15 protein-coding genes are annotated in these 12582 nt (G+C 64.8%); 5 read left to right on the forward strand and 10 right to left on the reverse strand.

Annotated elements, in window-relative coordinates; genetic code table 11:
* Positions 1-22: 22 nt before the first annotated feature.
* The 4 genes from OA2633_RS16300 to OA2633_RS09680 form a co-directional block, all read right to left on the reverse strand.
* Complete coding sequence (locus OA2633_RS16300; RefSeq protein ID WP_009802359.1) at positions 23-961, reverse strand: hypothetical protein; 939 nt, start codon at positions 959-961, stop codon at positions 23-25.
* Between the two features lie 229 nt (positions 962-1190).
* Positions 1191-1730 (reverse strand): translation initiation factor IF-3, encoded by a 540-nt coding sequence (infC, locus tag OA2633_RS09670; RefSeq protein WP_040612604.1) that lies wholly within the window; start codon positions 1728-1730, stop codon positions 1191-1193.
* A 100-nt stretch (positions 1731-1830) separates the two neighbouring features.
* Positions 1831-2817 (reverse strand): glycosyltransferase family 9 protein, encoded by a 987-nt coding sequence (locus OA2633_RS09675; protein WP_009802361.1) that lies wholly within the window; start codon positions 2815-2817, stop codon positions 1831-1833.
* Between the two features lie 4 nt (positions 2818-2821).
* On the reverse strand, positions 2822-3940 hold the full coding sequence (locus OA2633_RS09680) for a glycosyltransferase family 4 protein (RefSeq protein WP_009802362.1): 1119 nt from the start codon (positions 3938-3940) through the stop codon (positions 2822-2824).
* Between the two features lie 107 nt (positions 3941-4047).
* On the opposite strand from OA2633_RS09680, the gene OA2633_RS09685 reads away from it, so the two are divergent.
* The gene (locus OA2633_RS09685; RefSeq protein ID WP_009802363.1) at positions 4048-4791 is read left to right on the forward strand and encodes a carboxylesterase; all 744 of its coding nucleotides are present in this window, start codon (positions 4048-4050) and stop codon (positions 4789-4791) included.
* Here OA2633_RS09685 and OA2633_RS09690 read toward each other — a convergent pair.
* The gene (locus OA2633_RS09690; protein WP_009802364.1) at positions 4788-5636 is read right to left on the reverse strand and encodes a hypothetical protein; all 849 of its coding nucleotides are present in this window, start codon (positions 5634-5636) and stop codon (positions 4788-4790) included. The genes OA2633_RS09685 and OA2633_RS09690 overlap by 4 nt on opposite strands.
* A gap of 61 nt (positions 5637-5697) precedes the next feature.
* Between OA2633_RS09690 and OA2633_RS09695 the strand changes: the two genes are divergently transcribed.
* The 3 genes from OA2633_RS09695 to OA2633_RS09700 all read left to right on the forward strand — a co-directional run bounded on the left by OA2633_RS09695 (position 5698) and on the right by OA2633_RS09700 (position 7167).
* Positions 5698-6327 (forward strand): hypothetical protein, encoded by a 630-nt coding sequence (locus OA2633_RS09695; protein WP_009802365.1) that lies wholly within the window; start codon positions 5698-5700, stop codon positions 6325-6327.
* A gap of 62 nt (positions 6328-6389) precedes the next feature.
* On the forward strand, positions 6390-6545 hold the full coding sequence (locus tag OA2633_RS16140) for a hypothetical protein (protein ID WP_009802366.1): 156 nt from the start codon (positions 6390-6392) through the stop codon (positions 6543-6545).
* Positions 6546-6648: 103 nt separating this feature from the next.
* A complete protein-coding gene (locus tag OA2633_RS09700; protein WP_009802367.1) occupies positions 6649-7167 on the forward strand; it encodes a hypothetical protein in 519 nt (172 codons plus the stop codon).
* Positions 7168-7356: 189 nt separating this feature from the next.
* Here the strand turns inward: OA2633_RS09700 and OA2633_RS09705 are convergent, their stop codons facing one another.
* Positions 7357-7641, reverse strand: a complete 285-nt coding sequence (locus OA2633_RS09705; RefSeq protein WP_040613410.1) for a TMEM165/GDT1 family protein — start codon at positions 7639-7641, stop codon at positions 7357-7359.
* Between the two features lie 165 nt (positions 7642-7806).
* Positions 7807-8580: an SDR family NAD(P)-dependent oxidoreductase gene (locus OA2633_RS09710; protein ID WP_009802369.1), complete on the reverse strand. Its 774-nt coding sequence runs from the start codon at positions 8578-8580 to the stop codon at positions 7807-7809.
* Positions 8581-8781: 201 nt separating this feature from the next.
* Here OA2633_RS09710 and OA2633_RS09715 point away from each other — a divergent pair, with 201 nt between their 5' ends.
* Positions 8782-9642: an isoaspartyl peptidase/L-asparaginase family protein gene (locus tag OA2633_RS09715; protein ID WP_009802370.1), complete on the forward strand. Its 861-nt coding sequence runs from the start codon at positions 8782-8784 to the stop codon at positions 9640-9642.
* 70 nt (positions 9643-9712) lie between these two features.
* Here the strand turns inward: OA2633_RS09715 and OA2633_RS09720 are convergent, their stop codons facing one another.
* The 3 genes from OA2633_RS09720 to rpoN form a co-directional block, all read right to left on the reverse strand.
* Positions 9713-10177: a PTS sugar transporter subunit IIA gene (locus OA2633_RS09720; protein WP_009802371.1), complete on the reverse strand. Its 465-nt coding sequence runs from the start codon at positions 10175-10177 to the stop codon at positions 9713-9715.
* A gap of 43 nt (positions 10178-10220) precedes the next feature.
* Positions 10221-10859, reverse strand: coding sequence for a ribosome hibernation-promoting factor, HPF/YfiA family (hpf, locus tag OA2633_RS09725; RefSeq protein ID WP_009802372.1), 639 nt, complete (start codon positions 10857-10859; stop codon positions 10221-10223).
* A 208-nt stretch (positions 10860-11067) separates the two neighbouring features.
* The gene (gene rpoN / locus OA2633_RS09730) at positions 11068-12576 is read right to left on the reverse strand and encodes an RNA polymerase factor sigma-54 (RefSeq protein ID WP_009802373.1); all 1509 of its coding nucleotides are present in this window, start codon (positions 12574-12576) and stop codon (positions 11068-11070) included.
* Positions 12577-12582: the final 6 nt, after the last annotated feature.

Raw genomic sequence — 12582 nt, forward strand, 5'->3', positions numbered from 1 at the left:
CCAGCGCCCGCCTGCGATCCTGTTATTTCCGAGACGGCAGATAGCCCATTTCAATCTCGGAAATCATGAGCGTCGTCTGGCGATCGCCCTGCGAATAGGTGCCGACATAGATGTCGTAGACGCCCTGGGTGGCGTTGTTGAATTCAAGACCCGCATCGGTGCCGATCTCGTCATCCGAACAATACCACTGGCCGTCCGGTCCATTGACCACCAGCGTCGTGTCCGCGTCGCCATTGGTGTAGATGAACAGGTCGCCATAGCCGGTGTAATCGAGCTCCACGCTCGGCTCGCGCGTGACATAGCCCCGGCAGCTGCTGGTCTGGAAATCGAAGGAATCCGACACGGACACCGGACCGCCCGCGGTCAGTCGCAGCTGGTACGGATCCGGCAGGAAGCCGCCATTGAGCGTGATATCGGCGAACCGCGACGCCAGGCTGATGTCCAGGCCCGAGCCATAACCCGAATTGCCCGACTGGGAATCCCGGGTGTACTCGCCCAGTTCAGACACGAACAGCGTGGCGGGAACGCCGGCGCCGCGCGAATAGGTCCCGACCCAGACGTCATAACGGCCAGATTGCGGATTGGAGAAGCGCACCAGCGGGTTGAGCGGGCTTTCAGCGCCGTCGTCATCGCAATACCAGCGCGCGTCCGGGCCATTGATCACAAGCGTGGTGTCCGCGTCGGAATCCACGGTGAAGATCAGCGGCAGCGAGCCGGCCGTGTAATTCACGGAGAAATCAGGCGCATTCGCGATATAGCCGCGGCAATCGGAAAACCGGTCCTGCGCGCGGATGGAGCCGCCCGCCGTCAGATTGCGAACATAAGGATCCGGCGTAAAACCCGAGCTGAGGCTGACACGGCCGAAGGAAGGCGGCTCGGTGTAATCCTGCGCCAGAGTTGCGCTCGCCATCAATGCGGCGGTCACAGCCCCCACCGTCAAGGCGCCAATCGTTTTGAACATAGTCACGTCCCCCATAGTCCCCCGCAGCGTGTCGCGGTCTGTCCGGACACCCTAAGCAGGGTTGGTTAAAAGGGCCAGACGAAACAGACGGCCTGCGACCCTTTTGCGCTCATGCGTCAGGGGAAGGATGACCGGTCCAATCTGAACGGCGCATGAAAAAACCCTATCGCCGAAAAGCGATAGGGTTTTCTTCAAAGTCGGCGGCGTGGAAACGCCAGGTCAGGGCGCTCTAGCGCGGCGCCATGACCATGATCATCTGACGGCCCTCGAGCTTGGGTTCAAGCTCGACCTTGGCGACTTCAGAGAAGTCTTCCTTCACGCGCTTCATCACATCCATGCCGCGTTCCTGGTGCGCCATTTCGCGACCCCGGAAGCGCAGGGTGACCTTGACCTTGTCGCCATCCTCGAAGAACCGGGTCATCGCCTTGGTTTTGACCTGGTAGTCGTGGATGTCGATGTTCGGACGCATTTTGATTTCCTTGACGTCCTGGGTCTTCTGTTTCTTGCGGGCTTCGGCCTTCTTCTTCTGCTCTTGGTATTTGAGCTTGCCGTAATCGACGATCTTGCAGACCGGCGGGTTGGCGTTCGGCGAAACCTCTACAAGGTCAAGCCCGACTTCGGCCGCCGCTTCCAGCGCGGCGTCGATCGGCATTTCACCTTGTTTTTCCCCAGATTCATCAATTAACAGAACCCGCGGTACGCGGATTTCTCTGTTGATGCGCGGCCCTTCTTTCTTAGGCGGGGGCGCGGCATGCGGACGTCGTGCTATGCGTCTTCTCCATGGCGACTGCGTGTAAAGTGCGCAAATTAACCGATTTTGCGCGGGATCGGTAGCGAATATCGCGATCAGGGCGCGAAAATCAAGGTGTTCAGGCCGCGTTTGACGCGTCTGCGAAGCCTCCAGCGCAGCGCATGGCCTGAACCGCCTCCTTGGCGTTGATCTGCGCCAGGGTCGGCGCGTGCATCAGCAAGGTGGGCGCAAGCCCGCGCGGCGCGCTGTCCAGCGGCGCGTTTTCCCCCGGATGAAAGAGGACGGCAGGCGAGCCCGCGGCGGCCATCAGGTGCAGCAGACCGGCGGATTCGCCAAAGGCGCACCCGGCCTTGCGGCCCAGGCCGGCCAGCTGGATCAGGTTGGCGCGTCCCGTCAGATCCCGGGCGCCCGGCGTGACATGAGCCACATAGCGCCCGACTTCACGCGTGTTCGGCCCGCCCACGATCACGGGTTCGACGCCCGCTTCCAGAAGCTCATGGGCCAGCGACGCCCAGCGTTCCTTGGGCCAGCGCTGCGCCGGCAGCACATCATCGCCGGCAGGGGCGAACAGGGCGTAGCGCCCCAGAAGACCGAAATATTCCGGCTCCAGCGTGCGGGAGCGCTTGGCGACGAAGTCGATCCAGCTCAGATCCGGCGGCGTCGCCTCGCCCAGACGATAATGCGCCGGCCCCAGACCCGCCTCTCCCAGACGCCCCGCCATCTGCTCGAGCGGATGACCGGCGCGATCCGGACGCGGGGCGGCGTTCACCCAGCGCGTCCGTGCAAAGCGAACCGCGCGGCCGATCTTCTTGGCGCCTTCGGTTCCGCACAGGTCATAGATGACGTCAAAGCCGGAATTGCGCGCGGCCTTGAGACGGTCGAAGAAGTTACGCTTGGCGGTGTCCTCGAGATTGGTCTCCACCACGTTGAAGTAGGGACAGTGCTTGAGCAGCCCTTCATACTCCTCGCCGCACAGCAGGGTGATGCGCGCCTTGCGGTGATGCTCGCGGATCATCTTGGCGGGCGCGAGCATGCGGACGACATCCGTCAGCTCGCCCTCATGGATCACCAGGATCTGTTCTTTTTCAGCGTCGTCTTCAGACATGGGCTTAGTCTAGAAGCTCCCGATAGACCCGCAAGGTGGCTTGTTGCAGTTGCGTCTTTGAAAAATGCGTGCGCACCCGCTTGCGCGCCGCCTGGGCCAGAGTGTTGGCGCCTTCGGCGTTCAGTGACAAGGCGGCTTTGACCGCCTGCCCCCAGGCGTCCGGGTCGCCCGGCGCGGCGCGCCAGCCGGTTTCGCCATCCCGGACGACTTCACGGGCGCCGCCATGGTCGGCCACGATGACCCGCGACCCCATGGCCTGCGCCTCCGCCGCCGTACGCCCGAAGGCTTCAGGCTCCAGCGATGGACACACCACAAGATCCGCCGCCAGATAGGCGGCGGCGATGTCGGTGGTATGGCCAGGCAGGGCGAGATCGATGCCCGCCTGTTCTGCTGCGGCCTTGAGTTCAGCCTGATAGTCGAGCTTGTCGCCGCCCTCTCCCAGACAGACCAGCAGGGGCGCAGGATCAAGCCTGAGCCGGGCCAGCGCCTCGATCATCAAACCCTGCCCCTTCCAGCGGGTCAGGCGTCCCGGCAGCATGATCGCCAATCGCTCCGGCGACGCGCCCCAGTTTGCGCGTTGGGCCTTGATCCGGTCCGGACTGATCTTGGCCGGATCGAACTGATCGAGATCCACGCCGCGCGGGATGACGCGCAGACGCGTGTCCTCGATCTCGTGCTCGTCGCGCACATGGGCGGCGGTGAATTCGGAATTGGCGATGACGAGATCGCCCTGCGCCATGATGGAATTGTACCAGCGCTTGAGCCTGCCCCTGGCCTTGTAGAAGCCGTGATAGGTTGTCACGAAGGGGATGTGGGTGCGTCGCGCCGCCCATTTCGCGCTCCAGGCCGGGGCGCGGGAACGGGCATGGATGATGTCGATCTTCTCGGCCCTGACAAGCTGGGCCAGCCGGGCGGCGTTGTTCCAGATCTTCAGCGGGTTCTTCGTCTTCATATCAAGGGTGACATGACGCGCGCCCACCGCTTCGAGATCGGCGACCAAACGCCCGCCGCACGAGACGACAATCGCCTGACCGCCATCCTCGACAATGGCTTGCGCCACCTCGATCACCGTGCGCTCGGCGCCGCCCGCATGCATCTGGGGGATGACCTGCAAGATATTCAAAGGGTGCGCCTTCTGATCGGGCGAACCGGTTGACGGCCCGCAAGCCCTTCAGATAACCGCGACCGGGCGGGTCCGTAAACCATGACGGCGCCGCCAGGGAGAGCCATATGACCGAACCCCGACGCCTCAACCGCCCCGACCAGCCCGGCCTGGCCTATCACCGCCGCGAAGGAGCAGGGCCGGGGGTCATGTTCCTGGGCGGCTTCAAGTCGGACATGTCAGGGACCAAGGCCACCGCGCTTCAGGACTGGGCGGACCGGACCGAGCGCGCCTATCTGCGGTTTGACTATAGCGCCCATGGCGCCTCGAACGGGGCGTGGGAAGACGCCACGATCAGCCAGTGGCGCGAGGATGCGCTCGCCATGCTGGATCTGGAGACCGATGGCCCGCAGATCCTCGTCGGCTCGTCCATGGGCGGCTGGATGGCCTTGCTGCTGGCCCTGGCGCGTCCGGAAAAGGTGAAGGCGCTGGTGCTGGTCGCCCCGGCGGCGGACTTCACAGAAGCGCTGATCTGGGAGCAGCTGCCCTTCCATATCCGCCAGCAGATCGAGGACGAAGGCCAGTGGCTGCGTCCCAACCCCTATGGCGCCCCCTATCCGATCACGAAAACCCTGATCGAGGATGGCCGGAACTGGAGCGTGCTCGATGCGCCCATCCCGTTTGAGGGCCCTGTGCGCATCCTGCATGGCTGGCATGACCGGGATGTGCCCTGGAGCCATGGCCTGCGGGTGCTCGAACAGCTCACGTCAAAGGATGTCCGCTATGAGCTCTCCAAGGCGGGCGATCACGGCATGAGCGCGCCGGAGGATCTGGCCGCGCTTTTCCGGATGATTGAGGATGTCAGCGTCTAGCGCTGATCCCAGATCGCCTGAAGCCCCTCCCGCCAGCTCGGATAATTAGGCCGCCAGCCCAGCGCCGCCTTGGCGCGGGCGTTCGAGACGCGACGGCATTCGGCGTAGAAGCTCGCCTGCATCGGACTGGCCTTGTCCGGATCGAAGGGTTCGATGCGGGGGCCGGGCAGGCCTGCAATCTGCGCGGCGCCCGTCATCACATGGGGCTGGGTGTCCGGCCAGTCATCGGAGAGATTGAAGGCGCCTGAGACCTCAGGCCGGGCGATGGCGAGCGACACGGCCCGGGCGATATCGTCCACGTGGATGCGACTGAACACATGGCCGGGCACGTCAAAGACGATCTTGTCCGCCTCCAGCCGGTCAAAGGCTGAGCGCCCCGGACCATAAATCCCCGCCAGCCGGAACAGCCGCGCGCCGCGTTCCAGCCAGTGCGCTTCCGCCTCGGCGCGCCGGATCGAGCGATCCTGCCCGGGCGTCGTCGCCTCATACTCGAACGCCCAGCCGCCCTGACGGTCGCCATAAACCCCGGTGGTGGAGAGATATCCCAGCCATTGCGCGCTGAGATCGAGCGCTGAGAGCGCCGGCGCAAAGGGGTCTCCGTCCTGACCCGGCGGCGCACAGAAGACCAGCGCGTCAGACGCTCTGGCCGCGTCCTGCAAGACTGGGTGATCGGCGGCGTTCGAGGGATCAGCGATGACAGGCTCATACCCCAGCGCCGCAATCGCTTCGACCTGCCCGGTCGAGCGCGTCGTCGCGCGCACATGCCAGCCGTCTTCACTCAGGCGCCGGGCGATGGCGCGGGCGGTGAAGCCGAAGCCGAACAGGGTGATGCTGCGCTCGCTCATGGACGTCTCCCGAACTGTCCCGATAGGCTTAAACGGCATTCCAGCCACAGGGAAACCCGTCATGGCGCCTGTTCTTCTGCTCACGGTCTTTCTGGCGCTGGCCCAGACCCCGCCCGCCAGTGATCAGGCCCGGCTCGAAGCCTGCCTCAACGCCATCCCGGTCGACGCCGAGACCGCCTATGAGGATGCGCTAGCCTGGCGACACCAGGGCGGCGGCTGGCCAGCCGAGCATTGCGTGTCGCTGGCGCTGATCGCGCTGGGTCAGGAAGCGCCGGGCGCCCTGCGCCTGCGCGAAGCGGCGCTGGGTGCGGAGATGGCGAGCGATCTGAGCCGGGCGATCATGCTGGGCCAGTCCGGCGAGGCGTTTCTGACCGCTGAAGAATACGAGCAGGCCCGGATCAGTTTCGAACACGCGCTTGAGTTTGCGCCCCGGGATCCGGGCCTTCTGCTCGGGTTCGGCCGGACGCAACTGGCGCTGGAGGACTATGCCGGAGCGGACATCTCCGCCAGCGCCGCCCTGGCGCAGGAGGCTTTCGCGGAAGCCTATGCCCTGCGCGCAGAGGCCCGTCTTCTGGGGGGCGACATTGACGCCGCGCTTGAGGATATCGAAGCCGCACGCACTCTTGATCCTGAAAACATTGATATTCTGGTTCTGCGCGGTCGGATCGTCGAGGCGCGTCGCCTCCGATAGGGACTTTTCAGGCGCAATCCCCGCGTGCATGCTTCTGTCAAGACACCAGACAGGAGGCTCCCATGCGGCGAACGATGAACATTCTGGGCCTGGCGGAAGCCTCCTCCAGGGCGGCGCAGAGGGCCGGTCGAGGGCGCGCGCTCTCGCCCAGGGGCCAGCGTCTGATGAAGGCGGACAAGGATCTCGTCCTGCTGCGGGGACGACTGATCCAGTTCTAGGCCAGTCCGGCGCGAGAAAGGTTAAATTCGCGCCATCCACCTTCCCATGCTTCGGACTTCCCCCCATATTCACCATGATGCAAGTCATGAGAGGACTCCGATCATGCTGAGAACCCTTACCGTCATCAGCCTCGCCGCCGTGCTGGCGAGCTGCGCCAGCGGCCCCACGCCTTACGCCCCGGCCGGCGAATCCCGGTACGGCCTGACCGAGCAACAGGTGGAATCGGACCGCTTCCGGATCAGCTTCAGCGGCAATTCCCTGACCGATCGCGACACGGTGGAGACCTATCTGCTGTACCGCGCCGCCGAGCTGACGCTCGATCAGGGCTATGACTATTTCCGGCTGACCCAGCGCGACACCGAAAGCGACACAAGGCTGGTGGGATCGTCCACCTATGATCGCTTCGGTCTGCAGTATCGCTATTACCACCCCGCCTATGGCTGGTATGGCCGCTATGACCCGTTCTGGAATGATGTGAACATCCGCGAAGTCACCCGCTATGAGGCGATGGCGGAAATCGTTCTGGGACGCGGCGCGGTTCCCGATGCGCCGGACGCCTTCAACGCCCGCGAAGTAGTCGCCAATCTGGGGCCGCGCGTTCAACGTCCTGCCGTGAACTGACGCGCTCCAACGGACGAGTCGCAAGAGCCGGGCCCTCGGGTCCGGCTTTTTCGTGCGAGTCGTGCGAGTCCCATCACAGGACTCCGACTACGACTATCACGCGGCCCGGTCGGGGACGGTTCGGGTTTCAGGCTGAGAAAGAGCGTCGCCAGTGTACGACGCTCCCGGCTCTCTGGGATAAGCCCGGCCTTAAGCCCCCGCGGCGGTGCGGAAATGGTCGAGCACAGCCAGAGCGCCGAGCGCGATGAAAACGACGCCGGAGATGAGTTTCAGCGGCAGGCGCGCCAGATGTTCGCCGGCGAGCTGACCGAGAAACACCGCGATGGCGGTGGAGCAGACGAGCGCCAGCGAGGAGGCCGCGAAGACTTTCCAGGCGCGGCCCGGATCCCCGGCGGCGAAGGCGGCGGAGGCGATCTGCGTCTTGTCCCCGAGCTCGGCCAGAAAGACGGCGAGAAAAATCGCTGCAAACCCCATGTGATGCTCCCAGATCCTGATCAAAACGAAGCTGTCATGCGCGAACAGAGCCGGGCTGTCTTCCCCATTTTTCACGCGGAATAGAATTTCGGGCACGCGTCCCGACGACAAAAAAACCCCGGAGCACTTGCCCCGGGGTTTGTTGTGTCAGCGCTGAAACCGCCCTCATTTCGGGGGCATGCGCGCGCCGGCGTCGAGACGGACGCATTCGGCGTTAATATAATCATTCGACACCATGAAGGCGACGAGATCGGCGTATTCCGCCGGGGTGCCGAAGCGCTGCGGGAATTGCAGATTGGCGGCGAGATTGGTTTTCACTTCCGGCGGCATCTGCTCGTAGATCGGGGTTTCAAAGAAGCCCGGCAGGATGGTGTTCACCCGCACGCCTTCGCGGGCGAGATCGCGCGCCATGGGCAGGGTCATGCCGTAAATGCCGCCCTTGGAGGCGGAATAGGCGACCTGGCCGATCTGACCGTCCTGAGCGGCGACCGACGCGGTGTTGATGATCACGCCGCGACCGGACTCGGTCGGGTCGAGCGTCAGCATGCCGGCGGCGGAAATGGCGGCGCAGTTGAAGCTGCCCACAAGATTGACGTTGATCACCAGCTGGAACTTGTCGAGCTGGTGCATGACGATATCGCCAGAGGAGGACCGACGCGCGGTCTTCTCGGCCCAGCCAATGCCGGCGCAGTTCACCAGAACCCGCTCCTGGCCATGGGCGGCGCGGGCTTTCTCGAAACCAGCCTTCACGCTTTCAGGATCGGCCACATTCACCTTGGCGAACACGCCGCCCAGCTCCTTGGCCACGGCCTCGCCGCGCTCTTCATTGAGGTCAAACAGAGTGACCTTGGCGCCTTCGGCGGCCAGACGGCGGGCGGTGCCTTCGCCCAGACCCGATGCGCCGCCGGTGACGACCGCTGCAATGCCTTTGAAATCCATGTGTCTCTCCCCTGGGTATGAGTGTTCTAAGGCGTGGAGGCGACAGGCCGGGCCTGCCGTCTGTCTCCCCCCTGACATAGCGTCTCGCCCTTCAAATTGGAATGCGTCTCGCACGCGCATGACGCCGCGCTTTCACCCCGGCGACAAGGGTGTTAAGGCCATCCGCAAAATTGAGTTCATTCATCGAGCTTCGAGGACGGCATGACCACACCGGTTCTGGTTCTTCACGGCGGCGCAGGCGTGCTGGCCGATCGCAGCTATGAGCGCGAGATCGCCCATCTGACCGATCTGGCGGAACGCACGCGCGCGGCCCTTCTGGCGGGACAGTCCGCGCTGGACGCCGTGGTGGAAGCCGTCGTCGATCTGGAAGCGTCGGGCCTTTATGTGGCGGGCAAGGGCAGCGCGCCCAACGCCGCCGGCCGATACGAACTGGACGCCGCCGTCATGGACGGATCGACCCGGAACGCCGGCGCCGTCTCCGCCCTGACGGGCTTTCTCTCCCCCATCCGCGCCGCGCGCGCGGTGATGGAAAAAACCCCGCACGTGCTGCTGGCGGGCAAGGGCGCGGAAGCCTTCGCCGAGAAGGCCGGGCTGGCGCAGGTCGAGGATCCTGACAGCTATTACAAATCCGCCGCCGACCCGGATCCGCGCCCGATCCCCACCGGCACGGTGGGCGCAGTGGCACTGGACCTTCAGGGCCGGCTCGCGGCGGCGACCTCTACGGGGGGCACGCTGAACAAGGTCTGGGGCCGGGTGGGCGATACGCCGATCATCGGCTCGGGCACCTGGGCGGATGAGCGCGTGGCCGTGAGCTGCACCGGCCAGGGCGAGTTTTTCATGCGCGCCAACGCCGCCGCCGACGTGTCTGCGCGCGTCAAATACGCCGGACGCCCGCTCGCCGAAGCGGTTGAAGGCGCGCTGAGCGATGTGGCGCGGCTGGGCGGTGAAGGCGGGCTGATCGCGGTGGACGCCTCCGGCGCTGTGACCGCCCAGTTCAATTCTCCGGGCATGAAACGCGCCATCGTCCATTCGGACGGCCGCATCGATGTGCGGATGAGCTGAGACGCAAGACAAAGCCCCGACCATCAGGCCGGGGCTTATTGCATTCAGTCTGTCAGGCCGTCGCCAGGGATCAGGCCGCGTCGCTTTCCACGCCATTGTTGAGCAGGGCCGCGACCGCATCCGCATCCGGGGCCGCACGCACGGCCCGGCGCAATTCCTCACGCCGGAAGAAGCGCGACACCTGGGCCAGCGCCTTGAGATGATCCGCCCCGGCGTCTTCCGGCGCCAGAAGCAGGAAGATCAGATCGGCGGGCTGACCGTCGATGGCGTCAAAATCCACCGGATTCTTCAGACGCGCAAACACGCCGCACACCCGGTCCACCAGATCGGTGCGGGCATGGGGAATGGCGACGCCATCCCCCACCCCGGTCGATCCGAGTTTCTCGCGCTCGATCACGGCGTCCAGGACCGGCCGTGCGGCCACGCCCAGAGCCCGTTCTGCGAGTTCGGCAAGCCCCACCAGGGCCTGCTTGCGACTGGTCGCGGCCAGTTCGGCGGTAACGCCGCCTGGCGGAATGAGAGTGCTCAGAGCCATGAAACGCTCAACTGCTGGCTGCCCCAGCGGCTGGGAGTTTCGGTCACTCCGCAGCCGCGCTGGCCGCGTCTTTAGCGCCTCGGGACGGATCAATCCAGCCCACATGTCCGTCCGGTCGACGATAGACAAAATTCATGGCGCCATTTGCGGCGTTGCGGAACAGCACGAAGGGCGCATCGGCCAGGTCCATTTCCAGCACCGCCATGGAGACGGTGAGGGTTTTCAGCTCCGCCGCCTGCTCGGCGATGATCACCGGCTCATCGCCGCCCACAGCCCCGCCATCATCGTCGTCAAACGCCTCGTCCGACAGTTCGTCCTGACGACGATCCGAGCGCAGGATCAGCACCGGCGTCGGCTCTGCGGCGGGCAGGTCGGACTTGGAATCGGCGTGATGGTCTTTCAGGCGGCGCTTGTAGCGACGCAATCGTTTCTCGAGATGGCCCGCCGCGTCCTCAGCCGCGCCATAGGCGTCCTCGGCCGAGCCGGACGCCTGAAGAAAAGCCCCGGACGGCAGATGGAGCGAAATGTCCACCTTGAAGCCGTACCCCTCCTTGCTCGCGACGACAAAGGCTTCGGCCGGACGATTGAAATATTTCGAGCCGGCGTCCGTGATGCGAGTCTCCATGCGCTCACGCAGAGCGGGGGAAACGTCGATGCCTTTGGAAACGAACTGGATAAACATGAGAGCTCCCTTCAACTGGGGGTCCAACAGCGCGCCTTCGGCGCGTTGGACCCCTTAAGGGTCACTCCCGCGCCGGGCGCGGCCGGTCTGTCAGAAAGACCGGACATTCACGGTAGAGGCAGCCAAGCCGGGCCGTCAATCAGAACCGGTGCGTCACGGTGAACACGGGGTAGGGCAATCGCATCATGCAGTGCAGCAAGGCGATGCCTCAGTTCATGCCCTTGAGCTTGCGGCGGCGCTTGACCGAGGAGGGAATGTTCATCGCCTCGCGGTATTTGGCCACTGTCCGCCGCGCGATATCGACGCCATCGGCCAGCAGACGCTCGACGATCTTGTCATCGCTCATCACGTCATCGACGGTTTCAGTCTCGATCATCGCCTTGATGCGGAAGCGCACGGCTTCGGCGGAATAGGCTTCGCCCCCGTCTGCGGAGGCGATGGCCGAGGTGAAGAAGTATTTCAGCTCGAACAGGCCGCGCGGGGTCGCCATGTACTTGTTCGACGTCACCCGGCTGACGGTGGATTCGTGCATGCCCACAGCGTCGGCGACCGTCTTGAGGTTCAGCGGCCGCAGCCAGGCCACGCCCTTGGCGAAGAAGGCGTCCTGCTGACGCACGATCTCGCTGGCGACCTTCAGGATCGTGCGGGCGCGCTGATCGAGGCTTTTCACGAGCCAGGAGGCGTTCTGGGCGCACTGGCTGATGAAGACCTTCTCGTCATCCGAGCGCGCCGACTTGCTGATCTGGGCGGCATAGCGATTGTTCATCAGGACGCGCGGCAGGGTGTCGGTGTTGAGCTCCACCGCCCAGCCGCCATCGGGGCGCTCGCGCACCATCACATCGGCTTCCACCGCGCGTGCGCCATCCGCGCCAAAGCCCAGGCCCGGCTTGGGGGTGAGGCGCTTGAGCTCGGCGATCATGTCCTCGAGGTCTTCGGCATCGACCCCGCACAGCGCCTTGAGCCCGGCATAGTCATGCTTGGCCAGAAGCGGCAGGTGATCGACCAGCGCCGCCATGGCCGGGTCCAGCCGGTCGCGTTCCTTCAGCTGCAGCGCCAAGCATTCCTGAAGCGAGCGCGCCATGACGCCCGTGGGTTCGAATTTCTGCAGCGCCGCCAGCACGGCCTCGACCTCGGACCGGGTCACGCCCAGACGCTCGGCGGTCTCCCCGAGATCGGCGCGCAGATAGCCGTCCTCGTCCGCGAGATCGATCAGATGCGCCGCAATCAGACGATCGGCGGGCTGCAGGGCGAGATCAGCCAGCTGGTCATGCAGATGCTCATGCAGGGTCTTTTCCCGGCTGGCATGGTCGGCGGCGTCAAATTCGGAATGATTGAAGGAGCCGCCGGAGCCGGCGCGCGACCAGTCCACAGCGCCGGTGTTCGTATCGGCGCCGGCCATGTCGGCCTTGGAATCCGAATACATGGCCTCCGTGTCGGCATCAAAGGCCTCATCGGCCTTGCCCGGCGCGTCAAAGCTCAGCTCGTCGCCGCTGTCCTTGGCCTTTACAGAGGGTTCAGCCGGGGCGGATTCGTCGAGCGCGGGCGCGTCGGAGCGCTCGTCGCGCTCCAGAAGCGGATTGCGCTCCAGCTCGGTTTCCACGAACTCGGCCAGCTCGATATTGTTCAACTGCAGCAGCTTGATGGCCTGCTGCAGTTGAGGGGTCATCACCAGACCCTGACCCTGTCGGGCCTCAAGCTTGTGTCCCAGTCCGGCCATCAAAAT

The sequence above is a fragment of the Oceanicaulis sp. HTCC2633 genome, assembly GCF_000152745.1.
Taxonomy (GTDB): Bacteria; Pseudomonadota; Alphaproteobacteria; order Caulobacterales; family Maricaulaceae; genus Oceanicaulis.

Excerpts from the sequence above, each read along its gene's own strand:
- OA2633_RS16300 (WP_009802359.1), bottom strand. The coding sequence starts at position 961 with ATGTTCAAAACGATTGGCGCCTTGACGGTGGGGGCTGTGACCGCCGCA.
- OA2633_RS09675 (WP_009802361.1), bottom strand. The coding sequence starts at position 2,817 with ATGTCTGAAGACGACGCTGAAAAAGAACAGATCCTGGTGATCCATGAG.
- OA2633_RS09685 (WP_009802363.1), top strand. The coding sequence starts at position 4,048 with ATGACCGAACCCCGACGCCTCAACCGCCCCGACCAGCCCGGCCTGGCC.
- OA2633_RS09690 (WP_009802364.1), bottom strand. The coding sequence starts at position 5,636 with ATGAGCGAGCGCAGCATCACCCTGTTCGGCTTCGGCTTCACCGCCCGC.
- OA2633_RS09695 (WP_009802365.1), top strand. The coding sequence starts at position 5,698 with ATGGCGCCTGTTCTTCTGCTCACGGTCTTTCTGGCGCTGGCCCAGACC.
- OA2633_RS16140 (WP_009802366.1), top strand. The coding sequence starts at position 6,390 with ATGCGGCGAACGATGAACATTCTGGGCCTGGCGGAAGCCTCCTCCAGG.
- OA2633_RS09700 (WP_009802367.1), top strand. The coding sequence starts at position 6,649 with ATGCTGAGAACCCTTACCGTCATCAGCCTCGCCGCCGTGCTGGCGAGC.
- OA2633_RS09705 (WP_040613410.1), bottom strand. The coding sequence starts at position 7,641 with ATGGGGTTTGCAGCGATTTTTCTCGCCGTCTTTCTGGCCGAGCTCGGG.
- OA2633_RS09710 (WP_009802369.1), bottom strand. The coding sequence starts at position 8,580 with ATGGATTTCAAAGGCATTGCAGCGGTCGTCACCGGCGGCGCATCGGGT.
- OA2633_RS09715 (WP_009802370.1), top strand. The coding sequence starts at position 8,782 with ATGACCACACCGGTTCTGGTTCTTCACGGCGGCGCAGGCGTGCTGGCC.
- OA2633_RS09720 (WP_009802371.1), bottom strand. The coding sequence starts at position 10,177 with ATGGCTCTGAGCACTCTCATTCCGCCAGGCGGCGTTACCGCCGAACTG.
- hpf (WP_009802372.1), bottom strand. The coding sequence starts at position 10,859 with ATGTTTATCCAGTTCGTTTCCAAAGGCATCGACGTTTCCCCCGCTCTG.
- rpoN (WP_009802373.1), bottom strand. The coding sequence starts at position 12,576 with ATGGCCGGACTGGGACACAAGCTTGAGGCCCGACAGGGTCAGGGTCTG.